At 62.8% G+C, this 25,448-nt stretch carries 25 protein-coding genes; 14 read left to right on the top strand and 11 right to left on the bottom strand.

The features are described from left to right. Nucleotides 1–3 precede the first annotated feature (3 nt). Nucleotides 4–1,107, bottom strand: coding sequence for an NAD(P)/FAD-dependent oxidoreductase (locus NKK47_RS07760; RefSeq protein WP_352575945.1), 1,104 nt, complete (start codon nt 1,105–1,107; stop codon nt 4–6). Between the two features lie 97 nt (nt 1,108–1,204). On the opposite strand from NKK47_RS07760, the gene NKK47_RS07755 reads away from it, so the two are divergent. Beyond that, nucleotides 1,205–2,452 carry a cytochrome P450 gene (locus NKK47_RS07755; protein ID WP_352575943.1) on the top strand — a complete coding sequence of 416 codons (1,248 nt, stop codon included), beginning with the start codon at nt 1,205–1,207 and terminating at the stop codon, nt 2,450–2,452. A gap of 22 nt (nt 2,453–2,474) precedes the next feature. On the opposite strand, the gene NKK47_RS07750 is transcribed toward NKK47_RS07755, so the two are convergent. The 5 genes from NKK47_RS07750 to NKK47_RS07730 all read right to left on the bottom strand — a co-directional run bounded on the left by NKK47_RS07750 (nt 2,475) and on the right by NKK47_RS07730 (nt 6,128). Further along, nucleotides 2,475–2,825, bottom strand: a complete 351-nt coding sequence (locus NKK47_RS07750; protein ID WP_352571445.1) for a cupin domain-containing protein — start codon at nt 2,823–2,825, stop codon at nt 2,475–2,477. A gap of 5 nt (nt 2,826–2,830) precedes the next feature. Beyond that, nucleotides 2,831–4,111, bottom strand: a complete 1,281-nt coding sequence (locus NKK47_RS07745) for an O-acetylhomoserine aminocarboxypropyltransferase (protein ID WP_023674650.1) — start codon at nt 4,109–4,111, stop codon at nt 2,831–2,833. A 166-nt stretch (nt 4,112–4,277) separates the two neighbouring features. After that, on the bottom strand, nt 4,278–4,799 hold the full coding sequence (locus NKK47_RS07740) for a CoA-binding protein (RefSeq protein ID WP_352571446.1): 522 nt from the start codon (nt 4,797–4,799) through the stop codon (nt 4,278–4,280). Between the two features lie 74 nt (nt 4,800–4,873). Beyond that, a complete protein-coding gene (locus tag NKK47_RS07735) occupies nt 4,874–5,296 on the bottom strand; it encodes a VOC family protein (protein WP_352575941.1) in 423 nt (140 codons plus the stop codon). Nucleotides 5,297–5,306: 10 nt separating this feature from the next. Further along, a complete protein-coding gene (locus NKK47_RS07730) occupies nt 5,307–6,128 on the bottom strand; it encodes an enoyl-CoA hydratase (protein WP_352575939.1) in 822 nt (273 codons plus the stop codon). A 157-nt stretch (nt 6,129–6,285) separates the two neighbouring features. Here NKK47_RS07730 and NKK47_RS07725 point away from each other — a divergent pair, with 157 nt between their 5' ends. The 3 genes from NKK47_RS07725 (at nt 6,286) to rpsI (ending at nt 7,913) form a co-directional block, all read left to right on the top strand. Then, nucleotides 6,286–6,750, top strand: a complete 465-nt coding sequence (locus NKK47_RS07725; protein ID WP_352575937.1) for a PaaI family thioesterase — start codon at nt 6,286–6,288, stop codon at nt 6,748–6,750. A 214-nt stretch (nt 6,751–6,964) separates the two neighbouring features. Further along, complete coding sequence (gene rplM / locus NKK47_RS07720) at nt 6,965–7,429, top strand: 50S ribosomal protein L13 (RefSeq protein ID WP_023674645.1); 465 nt, start codon at nt 6,965–6,967, stop codon at nt 7,427–7,429. A gap of 1 nt (nt 7,430) precedes the next feature. Continuing rightward, on the top strand, nt 7,431–7,913 hold the full coding sequence (rpsI, locus tag NKK47_RS07715) for a 30S ribosomal protein S9 (protein WP_023674644.1): 483 nt from the start codon (nt 7,431–7,433) through the stop codon (nt 7,911–7,913). A gap of 108 nt (nt 7,914–8,021) precedes the next feature. On the opposite strand, the gene NKK47_RS07710 is transcribed toward rpsI, so the two are convergent. Then, nucleotides 8,022–8,915, bottom strand: coding sequence for a LysR family transcriptional regulator (locus tag NKK47_RS07710; protein ID WP_352575936.1), 894 nt, complete (start codon nt 8,913–8,915; stop codon nt 8,022–8,024). Between the two features lie 94 nt (nt 8,916–9,009). Here NKK47_RS07710 and NKK47_RS07705 point away from each other — a divergent pair, with 94 nt between their 5' ends. Then, on the top strand, nt 9,010–9,888 hold the full coding sequence (locus tag NKK47_RS07705) for an aldo/keto reductase family oxidoreductase (RefSeq protein WP_352575934.1): 879 nt from the start codon (nt 9,010–9,012) through the stop codon (nt 9,886–9,888). Between the two features lie 355 nt (nt 9,889–10,243). Here the strand turns inward: NKK47_RS07705 and NKK47_RS07700 are convergent, their stop codons facing one another. Then, nucleotides 10,244–11,302 (bottom strand): glycerophosphodiester phosphodiesterase family protein, encoded by a 1,059-nt coding sequence (locus NKK47_RS07700; protein WP_352575933.1) that lies wholly within the window; start codon nt 11,300–11,302, stop codon nt 10,244–10,246. Between the two features lie 305 nt (nt 11,303–11,607). Between NKK47_RS07700 and speB the strand changes: the two genes are divergently transcribed. Genes speB through NKK47_RS07685 form a run of 3 tightly spaced genes read left to right on the top strand, consistent with a single transcriptional unit; the run spans nt 11,608 to nt 14,411 of the window. Beyond that, nucleotides 11,608–12,615 (top strand): agmatinase, encoded by a 1,008-nt coding sequence (speB, locus tag NKK47_RS07695; RefSeq protein WP_352471982.1) that lies wholly within the window; start codon nt 11,608–11,610, stop codon nt 12,613–12,615. A 29-nt stretch (nt 12,616–12,644) separates the two neighbouring features. Then, entirely contained in the window at nt 12,645–13,571 is a 927-nt protein-coding gene (gene argC / locus NKK47_RS07690) for an N-acetyl-gamma-glutamyl-phosphate reductase (RefSeq protein ID WP_352575931.1), read from the top strand. Further along, nucleotides 13,572–14,411 (top strand): aminoglycoside phosphotransferase family protein, encoded by an 840-nt coding sequence (locus NKK47_RS07685; protein WP_352575929.1) that lies wholly within the window; start codon nt 13,572–13,574, stop codon nt 14,409–14,411. On the opposite strand, the gene NKK47_RS07680 is transcribed toward NKK47_RS07685, so the two are convergent. Beyond that, nucleotides 14,401–15,495 carry a COX15/CtaA family protein gene (locus NKK47_RS07680; protein ID WP_352575927.1) on the bottom strand — a complete coding sequence of 365 codons (1,095 nt, stop codon included), beginning with the start codon at nt 15,493–15,495 and terminating at the stop codon, nt 14,401–14,403. The two genes, NKK47_RS07685 and NKK47_RS07680, sit on opposite strands and share 11 nt — an antisense overlap. A gap of 151 nt (nt 15,496–15,646) precedes the next feature. Here NKK47_RS07680 and NKK47_RS07675 point away from each other — a divergent pair, with 151 nt between their 5' ends. Beyond that, nucleotides 15,647–15,874, top strand: a complete 228-nt coding sequence (locus NKK47_RS07675) for a DUF2842 domain-containing protein (RefSeq protein WP_023674629.1) — start codon at nt 15,647–15,649, stop codon at nt 15,872–15,874. On the opposite strand, the gene NKK47_RS07670 is transcribed toward NKK47_RS07675, so the two are convergent. Next, complete coding sequence (locus NKK47_RS07670) at nt 15,871–16,929, bottom strand: polysaccharide deacetylase family protein (RefSeq protein ID WP_352575925.1); 1,059 nt, start codon at nt 16,927–16,929, stop codon at nt 15,871–15,873. The two genes, NKK47_RS07675 and NKK47_RS07670, sit on opposite strands and share 4 nt — an antisense overlap. Nucleotides 16,930–17,018: 89 nt before the next feature. Between NKK47_RS07670 and NKK47_RS07665 the strand changes: the two genes are divergently transcribed. Next, nucleotides 17,019–18,248 carry a GNAT family N-acetyltransferase gene (locus NKK47_RS07665; RefSeq protein WP_352575923.1) on the top strand — a complete coding sequence of 410 codons (1,230 nt, stop codon included), beginning with the start codon at nt 17,019–17,021 and terminating at the stop codon, nt 18,246–18,248. 23 nt (nt 18,249–18,271) lie between these two features. On the opposite strand, the gene NKK47_RS07660 is transcribed toward NKK47_RS07665, so the two are convergent. Beyond that, nucleotides 18,272–20,521: a GumC family protein gene (locus NKK47_RS07660; RefSeq protein WP_352575922.1), complete on the bottom strand. Its 2,250-nt coding sequence runs from the start codon at nt 20,519–20,521 to the stop codon at nt 18,272–18,274. Nucleotides 20,522–20,776: 255 nt separating this feature from the next. On the opposite strand from NKK47_RS07660, the gene NKK47_RS07655 reads away from it, so the two are divergent. The 4 genes from NKK47_RS07655 (at nt 20,777) to NKK47_RS07640 (ending at nt 25,415) form a co-directional block, all read left to right on the top strand. Continuing rightward, entirely contained in the window at nt 20,777–21,340 is a 564-nt protein-coding gene (locus NKK47_RS07655; protein WP_023674625.1) for a polysaccharide biosynthesis/export family protein, read from the top strand. A gap of 12 nt (nt 21,341–21,352) precedes the next feature. Beyond that, a complete protein-coding gene (locus NKK47_RS07650; protein WP_352471992.1) occupies nt 21,353–22,477 on the top strand; it encodes a glycosyltransferase family 4 protein in 1,125 nt (374 codons plus the stop codon). A gap of 116 nt (nt 22,478–22,593) precedes the next feature. After that, the gene (locus NKK47_RS07645; protein ID WP_352575920.1) at nt 22,594–24,129 is read left to right on the top strand and encodes an undecaprenyl-phosphate glucose phosphotransferase; all 1,536 of its coding nucleotides are present in this window, start codon (nt 22,594–22,596) and stop codon (nt 24,127–24,129) included. Continuing rightward, complete coding sequence (locus NKK47_RS07640) at nt 24,126–25,415, top strand: O-antigen ligase family protein (protein WP_352575918.1); 1,290 nt, start codon at nt 24,126–24,128, stop codon at nt 25,413–25,415. The genes NKK47_RS07645 and NKK47_RS07640 overlap by 4 nt, the downstream gene beginning before the upstream one ends. The last annotated feature ends 33 nt before the right edge of the window (nt 25,416–25,448 follow it).

Below are 25,448 nucleotides of genomic sequence, written 5' to 3'. Positions count from 1 at the left end.
CGCTCAGGCCGCCTCGGCCCTGAGCCATTTCTTCAGGCCGTCGACATCGCCATTGCCGACGCAGGCCGCAACCCTTCTGCCAACTGCCGCGCCGAACTTGTAGCCGTGGCCGGAGCAGGCCGAGACGACCAGGCATCTGCCTTTCCGGTGGGCCAGAAATTTCTCGTCGGCGGTGAAGGTGTAGGCGCAGGTGACCACGTCGGTGACCTTGTACTCGTCGATACGGGCAATCGGCGGTGAAAACAGGTTGCGGATCGCCTCGCCTTCGCCCGGCACCGGCTGACGGTTCCAGTCGGCATCGCTGGTCGGCACCCTGTGCAGGCCTGAGCCGAATTTCATGCCGGCCCCGCCCGAGGGCGGGATGGCGTAGCCGTCGACAGTGCCGCCGATGTTGAGGACGACCGGTGCTGCCTGCCAGACCGCTTTCAGGTCCGTCGGCGGTTCGACATAGGCGAGCGCGGTGCGCCAGGTTTTCAGCTCGCCATCCAGCTCCGGGAACAGTTTTAGCACCCAGGCGCCGGCAGCGACGACGATCCGGTCGGCCTGCATCGTTTCGCCGCCCGCCAGCACGACATGCCCGGCCTCGGCGTCGATCTCGACCACCTTGCTGTTTTCGTAGACATTGGCGCCGTTCGCGCGCAGCCACCTGGCGAGGCCGGCAGCGATCTTGCGGCAGTGCAGCGCGCCGCCGTCCGGCGAAAAATACGCATAGCGGAATGAACCAGGTTCTAGGAACGGCCAGCGTTCGACCGCGGCATCCGGCTCGAACAATTCGAACGGGTAGTTCCCGGCTTCCATGCCTTCTCGGTATTCCTCGGCCTCGTCTCCCGGCTGGCGCGAAATGCAGATGAAGCCGCGCGGATCGAGATGGGTTTCACCGAGATCGGCCCACATCTCATCCCAAGCTTCATAGGCTTCGGTGATCAGCCGGCCGTAGCCCGTTCCGGCCCGGTAGGCGCGGCGGATGATGCGATGATGGTCGCCGGAGGCGGCGAGCGGATTGGGGATCGGTCCCTGCTCGACGATCGAGACGAGGTGCCCGGCCTTGACCAGCGACCAGGCCGTGGAAAGCCCGGCAATGCCTGCACCGACCACGATCACATTCATGAAAACCGTCCTTCCGCAACCGCTTCGGCGGCTCACCTCACGGGAGGGCCAACATACGGTCTGGCACCAGACTGGCAAGCCGCGCTAATGATCTGGCATGACCGAATTGAAGCCGCCCTATCTTGCCTTTGATCCAGCCTCCCGCCGCCTGCGGCTCGATCCGCACGAACCGGCTTTTTTCCAGGACCCATACGAAGCCTACGCCTTCCTGCATGGCGCATCGAACGCCTTCTTCTGGGAAGAATTTGGTTTCTGGTGTTTTGGCGGCTTCGACGACGTCAACCGACTGCTGCGCGATCGCCGCTTCGGCCGGCAGAACCCGGCCGGCATTCCGGACAGCCGGGGCATCGGCCAGGACCGCACGCATCTCAGCGCCTTCGACGGTGTCGAGGCCAATTCGATGCTGGAGCTGGAGCCGCCCGTCCACACACGGCTCAGAACGCTGGTCAACCGCGCCTTCGTCTCGCGTCAGGTCGAGCGGCTCAGGCCGCGTGTCGAAGCGCTGGCCAACGAGCTGATCGACCGTTTCGAGCCGGACCGGGTCGACTTGCTGTCGGCTTTCGCCGCTCCCTTGCCGATCACCATCATTGCCGAGATGCTCGGCGTGCCGGTCGACATGGGGCCGCAGCTGCTCGACTGGTCGCATCGGATCGTCGCCATGTACATGCATGGCCGCACCCGCGAGACGGAGGACACGGCCAATCGCGCCGCGCGCGACTTTTCGAGTTTTTTGCGCGGCTATGTCGCCGAGCGGCGAAAGAGGCCGGGCGAGGATCTTCTGTCGCTGCTGATTGGGGCACAGGAGGACGGTCAGAAACTGTCGGAGGACGAGCTGGTATCCTCGGCCATCCTTTTGCTCAATGCCGGCCATGAGGCAACTGTCCACCAGACCGGCAATGCGGTGCGCTCGATCCTTGCGCAAGGCGGCGACCCGCGCCGCTTCTTCGCCTCGCCGGAAGCGACAGCCGCGACGGTCGAAGAGTGTCTGCGCTACGACGCGCCGCTGCACATGTTCACGCGCTACGTCTATCAGGAGGTCGAGGCCGGGCCCGGGATCATCGTCCAGCCGGGCGAGACGATCGGGCTGTTGCTCGGCATGGCCAATCGCGACCCTACTGCGTTTGCCGAGCCCCTCGCCTTCAGGCTGGACCGTGCCGACCAAAAGAACGTATCGTTCGGCGCCGGCATCCATTTCTGCATCGGCGCGCCGCTCGCCCGGCTCGAACTGCAGGTGTCGCTGAAAACCTTGTTCGACCGGCTACCGCAGCTGCATCTTGCCGAACAGCCGCGCTTCCGCGACACCTATCATTTCCACGGCCTGGAAACGCTCGCCGTACACTTTTGAGCATTCGGTCCGGCAGGGGTGATCAAAGCTTGATCACATACTCCTTGCGAGTCGTTTCAAGCACTTCCCAGCTCCCCTTGAAGCCCGGCCTCAGCACGAAGCTGTCTCCGGCCCCGATGGTGCGCGCCTTCCCGCCGTCTTCGGCGATCACCGAAACCCCTGACAGGATGTGGCAGAACTCCCATTCGTCATATTCGATGCGCCATTTGCCGGGCGTTGCTTCCCAGATGCCGGCATAAAGGCCGCCGTCCTGTTCCTCGACATTCCAGGTGCGGAATTTCGGATCGCCCGAAATCAGGCGATCCAGCGCCGGTGCGCCATGCTCGGCTTCGACGGCGTCGATGTCGACGGACAGAAATTTCGGCGTGGTCATGGCGATCAAACCTTGGCGAGGGCCTGTTCCAGATCGGCGACGATGTCGTTGACGTCCTCGATGCCGACCGAAAGCCTGACCGTGTCCGGCCCCGCCCCGGCGTTGATCTTCTGCTCGTCGGAAAGCTGGCGATGCGTGGTCGATGCTGGGTGGATGACCAGCGACTTGGTGTCGCCGACATTGGCCAGGTGCGAGAACAGCTCGAGCGCCTCGACGAACTTGATGCCCGCGGCATAGCCGCCCTTCAGCCCGAAAGTGAACACCGCGCCGGCGCCAAGCGGCGAGTACTTCTTCTGCAGCGCATTGTTCTTGTCGCTGGGCAGGCCGGGATAGGACACCCAGGCGACCTTGGGATGGTTGGAAAGCCATCCGGCGACCGCCGCCGCATTGTCGCAGTGGCGCTGCATCCTGAGCGGCAAGGTTTCCAGACCGGTCAGGATAAGGAATGCGTTGAACGGCGAAATCGCCGCGCCGATGTCGCGCAGGCCGAGCACGCGAGCAGCGATGGCGAAGGCGAAATTGCCGAAGGTCTCGTGCAGGACGAGGCCGCCATATTCGGGGCGCGGCTCCGACAGCATCGGATATTTGCCCGACTTCGACCAGTCGAAGGTGCCGCCGTCGACAATGGCGCCGCCGATCGAGTTGCCGTGGCCGCCGATGAACTTGGTCAGCGAATGCACGACGATGTCGGCGCCATGCTCGATCGGCCGCAGCAGATAGGGCGAGGCCAGTGTATTGTCGACGATCAGCGGCAAGCCGTGCTTGCGGGCAATGTCGCCGATCTTCTCGATATCGACGAAGACGCCGCCCGGATTGGCCAGGCTCTCGATGAAGATTGCCTTGGTCCTGTCGTCGATCTGGCTCTCGAAGGTCGAGATGTCATTGGTGTCGGCCCAGCGCACCTGCCAACCGAAATTCTTGAAGGCGTGGCCGAATTGGTTGATCGAGCCGCCGTAAAGCTTTGTCGCTGAAACGAAATTGTCGCCGGGCTGCATCAGATTGTGGAAGACCAGCACCTGCGCGGCATGACCGGAGGCGACCGCAAGGCCTGCCGTGCCGCCTTCGAGTGCCGCGATGCGCTCTTCCAGCACTGCCTGAGTCGGATTCATGATGCGGGTGTAGATGTTGCCGAACGCCTTCAGCCCGAACAGCGAGGCGGCATGGTCGGCATCGTCGAAGACGAAGGAGGTCGTCTGGTAGATCGGCGTCGCTCGCGCGCCGGTCGCCGGATCCGGCTTGGCGCCGGCATGGACGGCGAGCGTATTGAAACCGGGCGTGCGGGCCATCGAAAAACCTCCCTGAATGGTGAATGGTGAATGGTGAATGGTGAATGGTGAATGGTGAATGGTGAATGGCAAAGTCGGCCAGCCCCACCCTGATTGCAAGCGGCTCATATGCCGCCTTGCCGGCCTTCCAGAAAAATCTTTCTATTCACCATTCACTATTCACTACCTACTTCTGGCGAACGCCGAAACTCTGGAATCCCGGCCGCATCAGCGGCTTCTTCGACGACAAAACGCCTGAATTGACGCCGGTCCAGCCGATCTCGCCGGACAGCTTGCCATATTCGATCTTGGGGCAACGGTTCATCACCACCTTGATGCCGGCGGCTTCGGCGCGCGCGGCCGCCTCGTCATGGCGTATGCCAAGCTGCATCCAGATGACCTTCGGCAGCGGATCGAGCCGCAGCACCTCGTCGACAATGCCGGGCACGGCAGCGGAAGCGCGAAAGACGTCGACCATGTCGACAGGTCCTGGAACGTCGGCGAGTCTGGCATAGGTCATCTGGCCTAGAATCGCCTTGCCGGCCTGGCCGGGATTGATCGGGAACACCGAAAACCCTTTGCCGAGCAGATATTTCAGCACGAAATAGCTCGGCCGCACGTCATTGGCCGACGCGCCGACCATGGCGATGGTCTTCACCGAATTGAGGATGCCGGCGATATAGGCGTTGTCGTAGGCGTCGTGGTTCATGCCTCGTCATACAGCGCTTCGGAGTGAGGTGCCAACAGCCGCGTCAGTGGCTTGCAATGGGCCAGGGAAAGCCGTCAGCCGGGCAGCGAAATCGATCCGTCTTCCGCGATCGGAAAAGCCGGATTGTGCGCCACTTCCCAGACATGCCCGTCCGCATCGGCGAAATAGCCGTACCAGCCGCCCCAGAAGGCGCGCCCGGCCGGCTTGACGATCTTGCCGCCGGCCTTCTCAGCCGCCGCAAGCACTTCGTCGACCTCGGCGTCAGAGCGGGTGTTGTAGGCGAGGTAGACGGCCGACGGCGCCTTGCTGAAGATCACGCCTGAATCCTCTTCGGCGCTTTGCCTCGGGAACAGGCCGAGAATGGCGCCGCCCATCTGGAAGAAGGCAACGCCTTCAGTGATCCCGGCATGACGGGTCAGCCCCATGCCCTCGTAGAAGCGCACCGCGCGGTTGAGATCGTCCGTAGCTATGGTGATGATGGAGATGCGGGGTTCCATTTCCTACCTCCTACTCCTGCGGCCATTCGGGTTTGCGCTTTCCGATGAAGGCGCCGATGCCCTCTTCCGCATCGCGCGCCAGCATGTTCTCGACCATGACGCGCCCGGTGTAATCATAGGCCTCGGCCAGCCCCATTTCTGCCTGTTCGTAGAAGGCTTCCTTGCCAATCTTGACGACCAGGGAGGATTTGGACGCAATGGTTTGCGCGTATTTGGTGACAATCTGATTCAGATATTCGCGCGGCACGACGCGGTTGACCAAGCCGAATTCCTTGGCGGTTGCCGCATCGATCGTCTCGCCGGTCAAAAGCATCTCCATGGCGTGCTTGCGCGAGACGTTGCGCGACAGCGCCACCATCGGCGTCGAGCAGAACAGTCCGATATTGACGCCAGGCGTGCAGAAGGTCGCCTCGTGCGAGGCGATGGCGAGATCGCAGCTGGCAACCAGCTGCAATCCGGCCGCCGTCGCCAGGCCGTCGACTACGGCGATCACCGGCTTAGGATGGCGAACGATCGCCTGCATCAATGAAGCGCAGGCGGAAAACGTCTTTTCGAAGAAGCCCCTGCCGCGATCGGCATCGGCGCGGTGCGCGCTCAACTCCTTGAGGTCGTGTCCGGCGCAGAACACTTTGCCGGCCGCCCCGAGCACGGTGACGCGGACGGATTTGTCGGCCTTGGCGCGGTCGAGTTCCGCCATCAGCGCCGCCATCACTGCAAGCGAAAGAGCGTTGGCCGGCGGATTGGCGAGCGTCAGGCGCAGCACGCCGTTGTCCAGCCTGGAGACGACCGGCCCTTCGGCAACGGCAGGCTTGATGGCGACGATTTCGGCCATAGGTCGTTCCTCCGCGATTCCGGATCGATGATGGACTAATCTAGTATGCCGTCTCGCTTCGTCCAACTCCCTCGTCCGCTTCTGCCATAATGAATGGGCTGTTGCCAGAAACGCCACGTCGCGTTCATACATGCAGGGCGCAAACCGGGAGACTGAAATGCCCGCCCACAGCAATCTCAAGCCGGTGCTGACGGCTGCCGAAATCAACGCGCTGATGGCGACCATTTTCCCGCAGCTCAACGACCAGTTCACCTTCTACGAGGCGTTGGAGGTGTTTCCAGGCGGCTGTGTCGTGCGACTCAATGCCGACGAGCGCCATTTGCGTCCCGGCGGCACCGTGTCGGGTTCGGCGCTGTTCACGCTGGCCGACATAGGCGGTTATGTCTGCGTGCTCTCGCATGCCGGACCGGATGCGCTTTCGGTCACCACCAGTCTCAACATCAATTTCGTCCGCAAGGCCGAGAGTGGTCTTATCGACGGCCATTGCCGCATCCTCAAGCTCGGCAAGAGCCTGATGGTGTTCGATATCGACATCGTCGCCGGCCCGGAGGGACACACGGTAGCGCACGCAACGGGCACCTATTCGATCCCGCCAAAGCGGATTGATGGTGTGGTAAAATAATACCTTTCATCCAAGGCATTGTTTTTGCTGGATTTTGATAGCTCGCCGACATTTCACGCGCCTTGACGCAGTCGCCGTCCTCTCCTATAAGCCCTCACGGAACAGCGGCCCGCAAAGGCCGCCGTTTTGTTATTGGCGGCGGGCAAGCGCCTTTCGCCAATCCAAGCAACAAGAAACGCCTTCTTTTGAAGGCCCGAACCGAAAGCAACAATCCATGGCAACCTTTTCGCAGAAGCCTGCGGATGTGGTGAAGAAGTGGGTGCTGATCGACGCCGAGGGTCTCGTCGTCGGCCGTCTCGCCACTGTCATCGCCAATCATCTTCGCGGCAAGCACAAGCCCACCTTCACCCCGCACGTCGACGACGGCGACAACGTCATCGTCATCAATGCCGACAAAGTGGTGTTCACCGGCAAGAAGTTCACCGACAAGGTCTATTACTGGCACACCGGCCACCCCGGCGGCGTCAAGGAGCGCACCGCGCGCCAGCTGCTCGAGGGCCGCTTTCCCGAGCGTGTCGTCGAAAAGGCCGTCGAACGCATGATCCCGCGTGGCCCGCTCGGCCGTCGCCAGATGAAGAACCTCCGCGTCTATGCAGGCACGGAACATCCGCATGTCGCCCAGCAGCCCGTCGTCCTCGACGTGGCCAAGCTGAACGCCAAGAACAAGAAGGTGTCGTAAGATGGCTGAGCTTTCCTCGCTCGCAGAACTCGGAGCTGCCACCGGCAATACCAACACCCAGCCGGCCGCACCCGTCCACGTCCAGAAACTCGATAAGTCGGGCCGCGCCTATGCCACCGGCAAGCGCAAGAACGCCATCGCCCGCGTCTGGGTGAAGCCCGGCTCCGGCAAGATCGTCGTCAACGACAAGGTGTTCGCCGAATATTTCGCGCGTCCGGTGCTGCAGATGATCCTCAACCAGCCGATCATCGCCGCCAACCGCGCCGGCCAGTACGACATCGTTGCCACCGTCATCGGCGGCGGCCTTTCCGGCCAGGCCGGTGCCGTGCGCCACGGCATCTCCAAGGCGCTGACCTATTACGAGCCGGCGCTGCGCGCCGTGCTCAAGAAGGGTGGCTTCCTGACCCGCGACAGCCGCGTCGTCGAGCGCAAGAAGTACGGCAAGGCAAAGGCCCGCCGGAGCTTCCAGTTCTCCAAGCGTTAAGCGCTGCGCAATTACACGTTTTCGAAAGGCCGCCTCCGGGCGGCCTTTTCCACAAAAAGAGGCACCAATCACCCCATCGGGCGCGGCTCGCACGCATGGTGGCAGACTTCAGGCCTTGATGAAGTCAATGAACGCCCGCAACGGCGCCGGCACGAGGCGCCGGCCGGGATAGTAAAGGAACGGGCCGGAGAAGCTCTGCCACCAGGGTTCAAGCAGCGGTTCGAGCGCCCCGCTCTCGAAGTGAGGGCGTAGCCAATCCTCGAACAGGCTGATGATGCCGGTGCCGGCGATGGCTGCATCGACTTTGAGGTCAGTCGCCCCGCCCAGGGTCACGAGAAGCGGCCCCGTCGGGTCGACCCGCACCACCTCGCCCTCGCGCTCGAATTCCCACGGCGGCATCGCACGGCTGGCAAAGCGGCCGCGTAGGCAGGCGTGGCCGAGCAGGTCGCGCGGGTGTTGCGGCCGGCCATGACGATCCAGGTAGGCCGGGCTGGCGGCGGTGGCGAAGCGCTGCACGCGCGGTCCGATCGGCACAGCGATCATGTCCTGCTCCAGCCGCTCCTCATAGCGAATGCCGGCGTCGCACCCCGCCGCCAGCACATCGACGAAGCTCTCCTCCGAGATCACCTCCAACCGGATGCCTGGATAGGCGGCGAGAAAAGGCGGAACGATGCTGGGCAGCACCAGCCGCGCCGCGCTGACCGGCACATTGAGGCGCAACGTACCTGCCGGCCTGTCGCGAAAGCCGTTCACTACGTCGAGGGCCGACTCCACCTCGGTCAAGGCAGGACCGAGCCGCGCCAGCAGGCCTTCGCCGGCTTCCGTCAGGACAACGCTGCGGGTCGTCCGGTTGAGCAGCCTGACACCGAGCTGCGTCTCCAGGCGCCGCACCGCCTCGCTCAAGCCGGACGCACTGCCGCCGCTGGCGCGTGCCGCATCCCGAAAACCTTTGGCGCGCGCTACGGCCACGAAGGCGTTCAGGTCCCCGAGATCAATCTGCATTGTTCGCCATTCCGCACAGCCCGTGCGAATTGTACCCAATTATCATGAGATCGGACAGCGTCTATCTGTGCACCGTTCCTGAAGGAGAAAGACCATGTCCAGCGTCGACCAGTCCGGCACATTCATCCTCGGCGACCGCCCAGTGAGACGGCTCGGCTACGGTGCCATGCAGCTCGCAGGGCCCGGCGTCTTCGGCCCACCAAAGGACCACGACGCGGCATTGGCCGTACTGCGCGAAGCCGTTGCACAAGGCGTCAACCACATCGACACCAGCGACTTCTATGGCCCGCACGTGACCAACATGTTGATCCGCGAAGCGCTCGCACCCTATCCCGACGACCTCGTTATTGTCACCAAGATCGGTGCCCGACGCGGCACGGATGGCTCATGGCTGCCGGCCTTCTCGGCAGAAGAGCTGACACAGGCGGTGCACGACAATCTGCACAATCTCGGACTCGACGTGCTGGAGGTGGTCAACCTTCGGGTCATGTTCGACGCGCATGGCCCCGCCGAAGGGTCGATCGAGGCGCCGCTTGCGACGCTTGCCGAGCTCCAGCGACAGGGCCTCGTGCGCCACATCGGGCTGAGCAACGTCACCGCTGCTCAGATCGCCGAAGGCCGTAGGATGTGCAGGATCGTCTGCGTGCAGAACCAGTACAATCTGGCGCATCGGGGCGACGATGCCTCGATCGACGATCTGGCCCGCGACGGCACCGCCTATGTGCCGTTCTTCCCACTTGGCGGCTTCAACCCGTTGCAGTCGTCGACCTTGTCCAAGGTCGCCGCACGCCTCGGCGCCACGCCCATGCAGGTCGCGCTCGCCTGGCTGCTTCGCCGCGCGCCCAACATTCTTCTGATTCCCGGCACGTCTTCCGTCGCGCATTTGCGGGAGAACCTCGCCGCTGCCGAACTCGAACTGTCGGACAATGTCATCAAGGAGCTGGATGGTGTGGCAATGGCGGCCTGCGGGTAGATTACCGAAGGCAGTGATGAGCCAATCTCCCCCAAGTGGGTTCCCTTGCGGGGGAGATTGCCGGCAGGACAGCGAAGGCGCGCGATCTTGCAGGCGGGACAGCCGAGACGCTGAAGGATCGTCGCATTTTTCTGCCACTACGCCACATTTTGTTCTTGCTTTGTGCCGGCAGCTATGCTACTAATTTGGGTATGGTGCTAATTGGCTCCAACGACCCGCCCACAGAGGCGGGTTTTCTGTTTTTGGGTTCCTTCGAAAGTTTGGCGCTGCCGGCCTGGGGTCGGCGGGACAGCGCCCTTCTGCCCTGCCGGGCATCGTCACCACAAGAGGGAGATCCAATTCTCGCCGCGCCGGTCTAGTTGATGCTGGCCGTGTTGGCCGGCTCGGCCGGGCGCTTCTCACCGGCATAGGGCACGCGAAAACCGTTCGCCGCCAGCCAACCGATGGCGGCCTTCGGTTCGTCGGTCTGGATGATGGTGGCGCCGCGCTCGACCCAGAAGCCATAAGTCTCGCGCGGCAGGCTGGCCGCAACCGCCAGCTCGTCGCCGCGACCGCCGGCGAGGAAGCCGCCCGGCTTGTTGACGATGGCATAGGTGTCGGCCCAGATGTGCCAGTCGCCCCTCACCGCCAGCGCGCGCATGCGCGGGCTGAACAGCGGGCCGCCGGTCTCGGTCAGTGTCTCTGATCCCATGCGCCAGTTGATCATCTCGACCGCGCGCATCGGGAAGGCCCGGCTCACTTTCTCGGCAAACATGGCGTCGCGAACCGCGTCATCGGCGATAATCGGCATGAACTGGAAGCCGCTGCCGATCGCGTCCATGGCGGCCTTGACACTGGCAATCCGCTCCGCATTCCACAGGTTCTCCTTGACGATCACCTGTTCGGCCATGCCGAGGTCGCGCGCAACCGCGACCATGCCGACGAGGCTTTCGGTATCGAGCTTGTTGTCGAGGTTGATCAGGATCCTGTCCCTGGTCGTCATCAACATCTCGCGCAACGTCGAGACCGTCTCGCCCGTAACGGCGCCGGTGCCTTCGATCACCAACCGGCAAGTCTTGAGTTCGGCCATCGTGCGGTTGACCACCTCACCCTTGCAATTCGTCGTGCGGTCGAGCCAACTGTCATGCATGACGACGAATTGTCCGTCCTTCGAGCGCCTGATATCGACCTCGACGATTTCGGCGCCCATTGCGATCGACGCCTCGACGGCGGCGATCGAATTTTCGGGATAGAGCGTCTTGCCGGATTGCATGCCGCCGGCGCGGTGCGCGGCCACTATCACATGGTCGCGCCATTGGTTGGCGTGCTCGAAGCGGTCGAGAATCTGCCTAGCGCGCGTTTCGCCTGCCGATGCCTGGCCAAGGGAGAGCGCCAGCGCCGCGGAAAGCAGAAGGCTCAGCCAAATCGTTCGCATGAGACAAGTCGTTCGCACGAGAATCGCTCCGTACCGGGATCGCACCCCGGTTAAGCGATGCCCGTGACAGGCAGGTGAACGAAGCCGGCTTGCAAAATGCCGGAAAATCAGGTCAGCGCCGGCCGAAGCAGTCTTCGGCGGCTACTTTCGGTTGCTTGCCAGGCAATCTCCTGGCGAGCCATGCCGGGTTCGCCTGGCGAGCAAGGATTTGTGACCGGATCGAATGGCCATGATCCTCCGCAGGGGTCGCAATTCTGAGAATTATGTCCAATAAGGTTGCGCGTCGACGCACAGGAGATCGCTTCATGCCACCAAGGACCATCGATCATGCCTTCACCACCCGCTCCAGGACGGGTGCGTCGTTCGAGCCGACCTATGCCGGCGCCCTGTCGTTCATGCGGCGCAAATATTCGAAGGACGTGAAGGACGCCGATGCGGTGGTGTGGGGCATTCCCTTCGACGCTGCGGTCACCAATCGGCCGGGCGCCCGTTTCGGACCGCAGGCAATCCGCCGCGCCTCGGCCATCCTCGACAACGATCCGCAATATCCGTTTTCGCGCGATCTGTTCGAACAGCTTGCCGTGGTCGATTATGGCGACTGCCTGCTCGACAGCGGCAATCACCAGAAGACGCCTGCCACGATCGAACGCGAAGCGGCGAAGATCCTGAAATCCGGCGCCTTTCTGCTGTCACTCGGTGGCGATCACTTCGTCACCTGGCCGCTGCTCAAGGCGCATGCCGCCATCCATGGCCCGCTGGCTCTGGTGCAGTTCGACGCACACCAGGACACCTGGCCCGACGACGGCAAGCGCATCGATCACGGCTCCTTCGTCGGCCGTGCAGTCAAGGAGGGCATCATCGACCCCGACCGGTCGATCCAGATCGGCATCCGCACCCATGCGCCCGACACGTTCGGCATCAAGATCCTGTATGGCCATGAAGTGGAGGAAATGCGTGCGTCCGACATCGCGTATGCCATCGTCGACCGTACGGGCGGCAAGAAGACCTACGTCACTTTCGACATCGATTGCCTGGACCCGGCTTTTGCGCCCGGCACCGGAACGCCGGTCGCGGGAGGCCCGTCTTCGGCAAAGATCCTGTCGGTGCTGCGCCAGATCAACCAGCTCGATATCGTCGGCGCCGACGTCGTCGAGGTTGCGCCAGCCTATGATCACGCCGATATAACGGCAATTGCCGGGTCGATGGTGGCCATGCACTATCTTGGGCTGTTGGCGGAACGAAAGGCCCGACTCGAAGAAATGAACCAGGGCAATCACAGCGTTGCCGGATTGAATCAGGCAAGCGGCATATAGCTTTGAGATAATAGGAATTTTGGCAAGCAATGAAACCGAAAATCTTCATCGACGGCGAGCACGGCACCACCGGTCTGCAGATAAGGGCGCTGCTTGCCGAGCGTGGCGACCTGGAAATCATCTCCATCCCGACCGAGCGCCGCAAGGAAACGGCAGCGCGTGCCGAGTTCCTCAATGCCGCCGATGTCGCGATCCTCTGCCTACCGGACGCGGCCGCCAAGGAAAGCGTTTCGCTGATCGCCAATGACACCACCAAGGTGATCGACGCCTCGACGGCACATCGCGTCGCCGATGGGTGGGAATATGGTTTCGCCGAAATGGACAAGGACCAGGCGAAAAAGATCGCTTCGGCGAAGCGCGTCGCCAATCCGGGCTGCTGGCCGCAAGGACCGATCGCGACGCTGCGGCCGCTGGTTGCGGCGGGGCTGCTGCCGGCCGATTTTCCGGTCACCGTCAACGGCATTTCCGGCTATTCCGGCGGCGGCCGGCCGATGATCGAGGATTATGTCGCCAAGGGCGAGGATGCGCCGGAATTCCTGCCCTACGGACTGACGCTGCAGCACAAGCACGTGCCGGAGCTCAGGACCTATGCCAGGCTTTCGCACGATCCGATCATGCAGCCGGCAGTCGGCAATTTCGCGCAAGGCATGATCACGGTGGTGCCGCTGCAACTCGGCGGCCTCGACCATGTGCCGACCGGCGCCGAGCTTCACGCGGCGATCGCCGATCATTTCGCTTCCATCGATGGCGGCGTGGTCGAGGTGGCGCCGTATCTGCATCAGGAACGCATGCCTGACATCGATCCGGAGATCTATAATGGCACCAACCGGATGAAGCTCTATGTCTTCGCCAATGACGATCGAGCGCAGGCGCTGCTGCTTGCGGTCTATGACAATCTCGGCAAGGGCGCCTCGGGCGCCGCCGTGCAGAACATGGATCTGATGCTCGGCCTCTGAATGGATGTGCCGGCATTTCCAAAGCGCTGGAAGGTCGGCGCGCCCGAACTCACCGCCGAAACGTTCAGCAGCCGCATCTGGAAGGTCGCGCGCGAGGACGGCTCGCCGGCAATCGTCAAGGATCTAAAGCCTTTCGACGATGTCGAGGACGAGTTGCGCGGCGAGCATTTCCTCGCCTGGCGACGCGGCGAAGGCGCGGTGCGGCTGCTGGGCCGCGATGGCCACCGGATGCTGCTCGAGTATGCCGGCGAAACCTCGCTGTCACAGATGATTGCGGATCAGGGCGACAATGCCGCCACCGCGATCGCGGCGGAGGTGATGGCAAGACTGGTCTCGCCGTCGAAGCACCCTGCCCCGCCGGACCTTCAGCCGTTGCGGACCCGGTTTTCCAGCCTGTTCAAAAAGGCGAAGGCCGATCGCGCCGCCGGCGAAAAGAGCCTGTATGTCGAAGCTGCCGAAATCGCGGAACGGCTGTTGTCCAATCCGCACGACGTACGGCCGCTGCATGGCGACCTGCATCACGACAACATCATGCACGGTCCGCGCGGCTGGCTGGCGATCGATCCGAAGGGCGTTCTCGGCGACCCCGGCTTCGATGCCGCCAATGTGTTCTACAACCCACTCGACCGAGACGATCTTTGCCTCGATCCGCGGCGGATCGCGCATATGGCGCATGTCTTTGCCGCAACGCTCGGCCAGTCGCCGCCCGCGATACTTGACCACGCCATCGCCTATGGCTGCCTGTCGGCTGCATGGCACCATGAAGATCGCAATGCGGTCGACGAAAACCGCGAGCTGGCGATTGCCGCGGCAATCCGGCGGGTGCGGCTCAGCCTCTGAGATCGATCTCGTGGGGCAGCGGGTAAGCGCCCTTGGTACCGCGCCAATGCGCGGCGGCGAAGCCCAGCAGAACCAGCGCGAATGCCTGATGCGTCAGGGCCATGTGCAGAGGCACCTGCATCAATAGCGTGCCGATGCCGATCGACGCCTGCACCACGACAATCAGGAACAGCAGCGTCGCGCGTCGGGTATGCGTCGTGCCCGGCAGGCGCCGGCGTGTCGCAATCATGTGCCAGAGCGCGACCGCGAAGATCGTGTAGGCGCCGACCCGGTGGACGAATTGCACCGTCTTCGGGTTTTCGAAGAAATTGCGCCATGCCGGCTCGAGCAGCAGCAGGTCGCCGGGGACCAGCTTGCCGTCCATCAGCGGCCAGGTGTTGTAGCTCAAGCCGGCGTCTAGCCCTGCGACCAGCCCGCCGAGATAGATCTGGACCAGCGCCAGCAGCACCAGGAAGCCGGCCAGACGTTGCGTCGAGCGGTCGGCGGCAGGTTCCGAGTGCGGCGCCAGCCCACGCGCGACCACCATGGTCGCCGTGAAGATCAGCGCCGCCAGCGTCAGATGCGTCGCCAGCCGATATTGGCTGACCGAAACCCGGTCAACCAACCCGGACGCCACCATCCACCAGCCTATCGCGCCCTGCAGAGCGCCGAGAAGGAGGATGCCCGACAACTTCGTGCCGAGGCCCCGCTCGATGCGGCGCGTCGCCCAGAAGAACAGCAGCGGCAGGGCGAAGACCACGCCGACACTACGCGCCAGGATGCGGTGCACCCATTCCCACCAGAAGATCGATTTGAACGCCTCGATGCTCATGCCGTTGTTGAGTTCGGCATATTGCGGAATCTGCTGGTAGCGCAGGAACTCCTCCTGCCACTCGGCATCATTGAGCGGCGGGATGACGCCGTGTATCGGCTGCCATTCGGTGATCGACAGGCCGGAATTGGTGAGCCTTGTAGCGCCGCCGACCAGCACCAGCGCAAACAGCACCAGGAGCACGACATAGAGCCAACCGCGTACCAGCGCGCGGTTGCGAAGGTCGCGATCGCGGGCGGCGAAAGGCGCGGCATCGGATATGGCAGCAGCCATGGATTTGTCCCGGCAGTTGAAGTCGCGGATTGGTGAACCATCGCAACCCGGCTTGCAAGACCGGACAGCGCGGCACGCCGTCGCGCTGTTGCTGGCGGGTTGCGCGTATTGGCTGTTCGGCCTAAGCGATAGCGATCAACGAGATCGCGCCATGCCCATTCGCCTGAAAAAGCTGATCGGAAGCTTCCTGCTGGTAGTGCTGGTCATAGTCTATGCGCTGGTCGCCTCGATCGTGGCGGTCGCCCAGCTGTCGCAGTCCGGGCCGCTGGCGCACTTCATCTTCTTCCTGCTCAGCGGGCTTTTGTGGGTGCTGCCGGCGATGGGCATCATCAAATGGCTGATCCTGGAGCCGCGGCCGAAGGGGCGAGGCAACAGTTAGATCGTCACCACCGTCTTGCCGGCATTGGCCAGCGGCGTCGTCACGCCCGACAACATTGTTCGGATGTGGGCGACGCTCTGATAGCGGCCATTGACCGAAATGCGCGGCAGGGCGTGCAGGAAGCCGGCATGCTCGGCGCGGAGTATGCCGTGGCGGGTCGTCACCGCCGAGGCATAGCCGGCATCGCGGACTAGGCCTACTTCGCGGCGGCCGACGGCACTGGCATAACCGTAGGGATAGGCGAAATGGCGCGGCTCCTCGCCGAGTTTGGCCTGCAATATGCGCTTGACGTCGCCGATCTCATGTCGCGCATCGCTCTCGGAAAGCCGCTTCAGATTGCAGTGATTGACGCTATGTGCGCCGATCGTCACCAGCGGGTGCTCGGCCATGGTGCGGATCTCGTCCCAGTTCATCAGCGTGCTCGGGCGCGGACCACCCAACTCGATGCCGTTCGAGCGCGCCAGATCCCGCAACACCGCACGCTGGTCCTGCTCGCGCACCTTCAGCGTCAGATGAGCGTGCAGGCGCGCATTGGCCTGGACCTTTTTTCCCGGAGTCGAGCAGTCGATTGTCACCGGGCCATCCGGCGTCGTCAGCGTCAGGCGATCGCGCGCATTGACGATGTCCTCGACCACGTCCCACCACAAATCGGCAGCGCCGTCGATCAGTCCCGGCGCGACGTAGATGGTGATCGGCGCGCCGTGTTTCTCCAGCACCGGCAGCGCCTCGGTCATGTTGTCTCGATAGGCGTCGTCGGCGGTGATCGTCGCAAACTGGCCGTACTTGTCGCCAGCCTTGATGCGCTCGATCGCCTTGTCGAGCGTGACGAAACTGTAGCCGTTCGCCTTCATGTCGGCGATCACGGTGTCGAGAAACCCAGGCGCGATGTTCAAGTGGCGGTTGACGCCGTTCGGCTTTTCCGGTGTCGCGGTTACCCGATGCAGCATCAGGATAGCGCCGAGACCGCCGATAAACGGCTTGGCCAGCGGAGCGAGACCGGAATAGCGGGCGAGATTGAGCGCCAGTTTGCGGATTGCCTCGCCCCCGTCGATCATTCATTCACCTTTTGCGCCTAAGCTCATCAAGCATGGAATGCGCCTGCGCGGACCCCCAATCGCGACGAATACGCCCTAAGGATTGAGGTATGGTTGACGCCACCGCGTCATTTGACGGCAATCGGCTGGCAAGCAGCGAGGCGTCGCCGTGTGCCCTGCCGGCCGGCAAAGCCGGCCTGTCAACCTCGGTCGCCGATAGTGCGGCGTTGGCGGCGTACGCAGAATTCTGCCGTTCGGCGCTTTTTGCCCCTGCGCAAAGCGCAGGCTGGATCCTGAACTGGGCCGCACATAACGGCGCCGACGTTGTCGTTGCGACGCTGCGCGCCGAGGACAGGCCGATTCTCTCACTGGCGCTGGAGGTCACTCGCAGTGGAGCGTTCCGCGTCGCCCGGTTCATGGGCGGCCGCCATGCAAACGGCAATTTTGCCGCCGCCGACCCGCAATGGCTTGCGAATGCCGATAGCGCGGCGATCCGCTCGATGCTGGCTGCGATTGCCAAGGCGCGGCGCGACATCGATCTTGTTGCGCTGGAGCGGCTGCTGCCCGATCTCGACGGCGTTGCCAACCCGCTCTCCGCCTTGCCGCATTTTTCGAGCCCCAATCTGTCGCTGGCCGCCGGTCTTGCAGGAGGGTTTGATGCACTGCTCACCCGGGTGAGCGGCAAGCGCAGGCGCAAGAAGCATCGCTCGCAGGCGCGCAAGTTCGAGGCCGTTGGCAGCTATCGTCGCATCGAGGCGAGGACTGCGGACGAGGTGCACATGCTGCTCGATGCCTTTTTCGAGATGAAGGAATTCCGCTTCCGCAAGATGGGCATCGCCAATGTTTTCGGTGAGGCGGAGGTGCGCGCTTTTTTCCGCTCGCTGTTTGCCGACGCGCTTCAAGAGGAAGATCCGTCCTTCGTCCTGCATGGGCTGGAAGTCGCCGGCAAACTTCGTGCAGTCACCGGATCGAGCCGCTCGGGCCAGCGGCTGATCTGCGAATTCGGGGCGATCGCCGAGGACGACCTCGCACACACCAGCCCGGGCGACTTCCTGTTCTTCGAGAACATCCAGGAAGCCTGCGAGGCGGGTTTCGAAATCTATGATTTCTCGGTCGGCGACGAACCCTACAAGCGATTGTGGTGCGATGTCGAAACGCAGCATTTCGAGGTGCTGGTTCCGCTGACGCTGAAAGGTCGTGCGCTGGCGCTTGCGCTCAGGCACGGCGCAAGCCTGAAGGCATTCATCAAGCACAGCCCAATGGTCTGGAAGCTGACCAAGCTGCTGCGCCGCAAAGCCGTGGGGCGAACAGCACCGGCCGCAGGCGAAGACGACAGCTGATTTCGATTTGAGAGAAAACTGCCTCAGGCGGCCGAGCGCCGTCCCGGCATTGGGCCCGGCGCCACATGGCCGATGGGCGTGACCAGCGTCAGGTCGGGATAGCCACTCTCGATGAGCGCGACCGCGGCCTGCGTCACCTCGTCGTCCGGCTCAAGCATGGAGAGCAAGACCTCGGTCCCCTCGCCCACCAGGCGGCTGATGCCTTGCGCGTCGGCCGGTCCGCATTCGACCACGACCAAATCATAGGCGGTGGTTAGCGACTGCATGATGATCGGCAGCCGGTCGGCGGCGCGCATGGCGCGGACCGGATCGGCTGTGCCGACGGGAATCACGTGGCAGTCCGAATAGAGATCGGGGTGGATCACATCGCTGAACTGCGCTTGTGAGGCGAGCAGATCGGTGATGCCCGGAAACAGCCCGCTGTCCAGCATCGGCCGCGAGGCAGCACCCGAAGCGGTGAGATCAAGCAGCAGCACGCGTAGCCCGGCATCGGAGACTGCGCGCGCCACCAGCACTGCCGAGGCGGCCGCCTCGTCGCCTTCCGGTGACACGAATATGGCGCGGGCGGCACCGGTGGCGATCAGTTTTTCCGCGGCCTTGTCGATGTCGACCTCGCCGAGGATAGAACGTGCCGGTTCAATGTCTCCAGCGGCCATTTCAGAGTACTCCGGTTCGATTTTCTCGGCAGCCGCTTCCGCCACCGCGACGGGTTCCGGCTCCACTTTGCTTTCAATGATATTGTCGTCGTCGGCCTCATCGATCTCAACGACTGCCGGTTCGGACCGGCCAACCGACGGGCCGGGCTCGGCCATCACGCGTTCGGCCTGGACAGCCGGCATCGCAACCTGCTCGATGCGCTCGAAATGGGCACCGGCGGCCGGACGCATGGCGCGGCCGGAAAACAGTTCCTGCAGCAGCGTGACGATCGCCATGATGAGCAACGAGCCGACAAAGGCCGCACTGACAATCGGACCAATCTTGGGGAAATAAGGTTCGGCCGGCATCTGGGCCTCCGAAAATACGCGAGCGTCGACGGGCAGATAGTTGCGGTCCTTGCGTGCGGCCGCCTGGAGATAGCTGGATGAATAGAGATCGAGCTGCTGACGCTTGGTCGCGGCATCACGCTGCAGCGCATCGAGTTCCACCTGCTCTTCGCCGGCGCGGGCGGACGCCGCCTTCAGCGTGTTGACGTCTGCCACGAGTTGAGCCTCTCGCGCCTTCGCCGTCTCGGCCTGCGCCATCAGACCTTTCATGATCTTTTCCGCTTCGTTGCGGATCTGGCGGTCGAGATCCGCGAGCTGCGACTTCAGCGCGCGGATGCGCGGATGGTTGTCGAGCAAGGTGGTGGAAAGGTCGGCGATGTTGTTCTTGAGTTCGACTTGCCGCTCGCGCAGGCGCTGGATCAGTTCGGAAGACAACACCTCCGGAACGGCATCCAGCGAGCCGCCATTGCGCAACGCCCTGCGCACGCTGTCAGCGGTCGCTTCCGCCGAAGCGCGATTGGCGCGCACGCGTGACAGTTCGCTCGACAATTCGGACAGCTGCTGGGTGGCAAGCACCGAATTGTTGCCGCCCATCAAAAGATCGGACTGCGCACGGAATGCGGCAACCTTGGCTTCCGCCTCCTTCACCCGGTTCTGCAGATCCGCGATTTCCGGTGCCAGAAAGTCGGTGGCGGCGGAATTCGATTCGAGCTTGGCATTGCCCTTGGAGGCGATATAGGCGTTTGCAATGGCGTTCGGGATCGCGGCGGCAAGCTTTGGATCCTCTGACGAGAACTCGATTGCGATCGCGCGGGTTTTTTCAACGCCATAGACGTTGAGCTTCTCATGCATTGCGTCCAGCACGCGCTCTTCCAGCGGAATCTCGAACGGATCGCTTTTCAAGCCAACAAGGACAAGGGCGCGGCTCAGCGCCGACATCTTCAGCGCCTCGTCGAATTCGGGCAATTTCGCCAGGTTGAGCTTCGCCGCCACCTGCTTGAGGATGTCGGGGGACGAGATGATCTGGACCTCGGTGGCCACAGCCTCTTCGTCGGGAATCGACCGCTCGTTGCCGTTGGCCCCGGCTGGCCGCGTGAACTCCGATTCTCGAGGCCCGATCTCCAGCTTGGCTGCCGCCTTGTATTCGGGCGTTGCAAGCCAGGCGAGCGCAAAGGCCAGGCCCGTTACAACCAGTGCGACGACAAGGATGCGCAACCAGTTTCGCGCCAGGCTGGCGAAAAGCTGCCTGAGATCGACGTCGACATCTGCGGCCGCGGATTGAACGGACATGCATCCCTGCTCCGGTACTGAGTCAGCATGCACCGTAAACAACTATGGTAACTCAGCCGTTAATATCGCGGTAAGAACCTGTCAGGCTCTATTAACAAGCCGCAAACAAGAGGCTGAAAACCATCTGCATTTGTCGATCCGGCCCGCATCGGCCGCGCGCCTTTACCGGCCATTAACCCTAACAGGATGATAACCGAGCTCGATCGTTAAGGTTTGCCGCAGAGTCGCCGGCTATTCAAAGGTACGTGTCCGCTCATGAAAAGCACTGCTCCCCTTTTCCGCGCGCTGCTTGCCGTATCGATGCTTTCGGGCTGCTCCAGCTACCGGCCGACGCCGGCCGCATTCCATGAAGTTCTCGACCAGCCCTATCGCCTCGGCGCCGGCGACCGCGTCCGCGTAACCGTGTTCGAGCAGGAAGGACTGACCAATACCTACAGCGTCGACCAGTCCGGCTATCTCTCGCTGCCGCTCGTCGGCAACGTGCCGGCGCGCGGCCACACCGCCCAACAGCTTGAAAGCGAGATCGCCGAGAAACTGCGCCAGGGTTATTTGCGGGATCCCGATGTTTCGGTCGAAATCGATCGCTACCGGCCGATCTTCGTCATGGGTGAAGTGGGTGCGGCGGGGCAGTATTCCTACGTTCCAGGCCTGACCGTGCAGAAAGCCGTCGCCATCGCCGGCGGGTTCACGCCACGCGCCAACCAGGAAAGCGTCGACATTACCCGCGACATCAACGGTAAGGTGATAACCGGACGCGTGGTGACCTCCGACCCGCTACTGCCCGGCGATACAGTCTATGTTCGCGAACGCCTGTTTTGATGTGCTGACAAAGTGGCGGACACACTCAGGATCGTCCACTGCTTTCGCTCACCGGTCGGAGGCATCTTCCGGCATGTGCGCGACCTGACCGAGGCTCAGGTCGCCGCCGGCCATGCCGTCGGCATCGTCTGCGATTCGACGACGGGCGGCGATTTCGAGGAACGGCTGTTCGAACAGATGAAAGGCAGCCTGGCGCTCGGCATTCACCGCACCCCGATGCAGCGGCATGTCGGGCCAGGCGATCTCGCCTCGGCCCGGCGCACCTATAGGATCATAAAAGAATTGCGGCCGGACGTGCTGCACGGGCATGGCGCCAAAGGTGGCGCCTATGCCCGTCTGTTCGGCTCATTGTTGCGGGTATCCAGGTCTCGCGTAGCCCGCCTTTATTCGCCGCATGGCGGCTCGCTTCACTATGACGAGACCACCGCCATGGGGAAGCTGTTCTTCGCGCTCGAGCGCTTCATGGCTCGCTTCACCGATTGCCTGCTGTTTGTTTCCGATTATGAGCGGCGGACTTATCGCAGGAAGGTCGGCGAGCCGCCCATTCCGAACGCTCTCGTCCACAACGGCCTGCGCGCCGCCGAGTTCGAGCCGGTGCGGACCGAGCACAATGCGGTTGACCTCCTCTATATCGGCATGATGCGAGACCTCAAAGGCCCGGACATCTTCATCGATGCGCTGGGGCTAGCCGCGACACGGCTCGGCCGCCCATTGAAAGCGCTGATGGTCGGCGACGGCGACGACCTGGCGCGCTATCGCGCCCAGGTGAATCAGCTCGGCCTCGAGGTCAGCTTCCTGGCGCCGATGCCGGCCAGGCTCGCCTTCAGGCTGGCCGAACTGGTCGTCGTTCCCTCGCGCGCGGAAGCCATGCCCTATATAGTTCTGGAAGCGCTCGCCGCCGGCAAGCCGATCATCGCGACGGCGGTTGGCGGCATACCGGAAATCTTCGACACCGGCTCACCTGTCCTGATCCGGCCCGACCCGCGCGAACTTGGCGACAAGATAAGCGCCGCATTGGCCGATCTCGACACCTACAAAGGCCTGATGCCCGGCCTCGCCGACCTCAAGGCACGCTTCGGCGCCGATGTAATGGCCGCCGAAATCGAAAAGGCCTATTTCGCCGCGCTCAAAAAATAGAGCAACGGGTTTCCACCGGGCTGCTCCTGGTGAAAGCGTCTCCAAAGCCATCCGTTGTTTCAAGGGTTTCTTAGCTCTCTTTTGCTATTCACCTGAGGGAAACCTGCGGACGCCCCATGAACGAAATCGACCCAGCGCGCCGTTTTTCGCTAGACGCGGTGCGCAAATTCGACGCCCCTGCCGAGAACAATACGGCCGGCGGCATGAACGATGTTGCCCGCCAGGTCGCCTCGCAATATCGGCGCGATACGATGTCGCCGATCATGGTGAGCGGCGTCCTGCGCATGGTGGAATTCGCGCTGCTGTTGGTGTCAGGTCTTGCCGTCTATTTCTATTATGTCGGCTTTTTCAACTATCTTGCCTGGCAATACTCACTGACGATCGCCGCCACTTCGTTCCTCGCGGTCGTTCTGTTCGACGTCACCGACCGCTACCAGATCGTCGCGCTGATGCGGCCGATCGCCAATTTCGGCCGTCTCCTGCTGGTCTGGGCCGGAACATTCGCCTTGATGGCGCTCACCGCCTTCACCATGAAAATGTCGGAAGACTATTCGCGCCTGCTCTTCGGCACGTGGTTCGTCGTCGGTTTCGTGTTGATCCTGGGTCTCCGCCTGGTGATCTCGAAGCTGATCCGGCGCTGGGCGCGCGACGGGCGGATGGAGCGCCGCGCCGTCATCGTGGGCGGCGGCAAGGCCGCGGAGGTATTGATCCGCTCGGTCGAAAGGCAGCCCTACAACGACATCCGCATCTGCGGCATCTTCGACGACCGTGGTGACAAGCGTTCACCGCCGGTTGTCGCCGGCTATCCCAAGCTCGGCACGATTTCCGAGCTCATCGAATTTGCCCGCATCGCGCGCATCGACATGCTGATCGTATCGCTGCCGCTGACCGCCGAATCGCGCGTGCTGCAGTTATTGAAGAAGCTGTGGGTGCTGCCGGTCGACATCCGGCTATCGGCGCATTCGAACGCGCTGCAGTTCAGGCCGCGCGCCTATTCCTACATCGGCTCGGTGCCGATGCTCGATATCTTCGACAAGCCGATCAACGACTGGGATTCGGTCGCCAAGCGCGCCTTCGACATTGTCTTTTCGATCATCGGCATCATCGTGTTCTCGCCGGTGATGCTGGCGACCGCAATCGCGATCAAACTCGACAGCAAGGGGCCGGTGCTGTTCCATCAGAAGCGGCACGGCTTCAACAACGAGATCATCGACGTCTACAAGTTCCGTTCGATGTATACCGACAAGGCGGACCCGACGGCCAAACAGACCGTGACCAAGAACGATCCGCGCGTCACCCGCGTCGGCCGCTTCATCCGCAAGACCTCGATCGACGAACTGCCGCAGTTCTTCAATTCGCTGTTCGGTTCGCTGTCGCTGGTCGGGCCGCGCCCGCACGCCATTGCCGCGCAGTCGCACAACCTCCTCTACAATGAAGTGGTCGACGGCTATTTCGCCCGCCACAAGGTCAAACCCGGTGTGACCGGCTGGGCGCAGATCAATGGCTGGCGCGGCGAGATGGACACCAACGAGAAGATTCGCATGCGGACGGAATACGACCTCTATTACATCGAGAACTGGTCGCTCTTGTTCGACCTCAGAATCCTGTTCCTGACGCCGATCCGCCTGCTCAATACGGAAAACGCGTATTGATCGCGACGGCCTATGAATTGCCGGCTGCGGCGGTCAACGCCAAGCTGATTGCACTGATTGCGTCGGGGGCGGTTTTCCTCGGCGTTTTCCTGTCCGGTTTCGTCATCGCCGAGCCGGCGCCATACGACCTCTATATGATCGGACTGATCGTGGTGTGGCCCTTGTTCGGCCTGCGCATCCAGCGCGCGGCGGTGCCGCTGCTGGTGCTGCTGGTGATCATGAATATCGGCGGCATGATCTCGATGACGCAGATGTCGGACCTCGCCGGCACGCCGCTCTATCTCGCCGTCTCGCTGTTCCTGGCCTTAACCGCGATTTTTTTCGCTTCGGTAACGGCCGTCCGGCCCAGTCTTTACCGGGTGATCTTCGTCGCCTATGTGGTGTCGGCAGTGCTGACTTCGCTGGTCGGCATAGCCGGCTATTTCCATGCCTTTCCAGGAGCGGAGATCTTCACCAAATACGACCGTGCCGCCGGCGCCTTCCAGGACCCGAACGTGTTCGGTCCGTTCCTGGTGCTGCCCGGCATCTACCTGCTCTACCTGCTGCTTACCGGCTCGGTCGCACGCATGCCGCTATTGGCGGTGCCGTTGCTGATAATCACCGCCGGCATTTTCTTTTCCTTTTCGCGCGGCGCCTGGGGCATGTTCGCCGTTTCGGCGATCCTGCTGACCGGTGCCTTGTTCCTGCAGAGCGCCAGCGGCAAGTTCAAGCTGCGCGTCGTCGTCATGACCATCGCCGCCGTCGGACTGCTGGTCATCGCAATGATCGTCATCCTGCAACTGCCAGGCGTCGCCGAGATGTTCTCGAACCGCGCACAGCTCGAACAAAGCTACGACACCGCCCGGCTCGGCCGCTTCGCCCGCTATACGATCGGCTTTCAGATGGCACTGGAGCATCCGTTCGGCATCGGCCCGCTCGTCTTCGGCAAGATGTTTGGCGAGGACACGCACGACATCTGGCTGAAGATGCTGATGGATTACGGCTGGCTCGGCTTCGTGTCGTTCCTGACGCTGACGTGCTGGACGATCGCCGCCGGCTTCCGCATTCTGCTGCGCGACCGGCCGTGGCAGCCTTATCTTCTATGCGCCTACGTCGCCTTCATCGGCAATATCGGGCTCGGCACCTTCATCGACATCGACCACTGGCGCCATGTCTACCTGCTGCTTGGCTTGATCTGGGGTGCCATCGCGCTCGAATACCGCCACCAGTGGCAGCTGCGGGCGGCGCAGCGACCGGCAATCCTCGTCGCGGTTGCTTCAGGCAGAACAGCAACCGAATTCGGTTGACCGGACCCGGTCTATCACGATACATCGCGACCG

Source organism: Mesorhizobium sp. M0019, from assembly GCF_040323975.1.
Taxonomy (GTDB): Bacteria; Pseudomonadota; Alphaproteobacteria; order Rhizobiales; family Rhizobiaceae; genus Mesorhizobium.
This window is presented reverse-complemented; position numbering and strand designations above follow the sequence as displayed.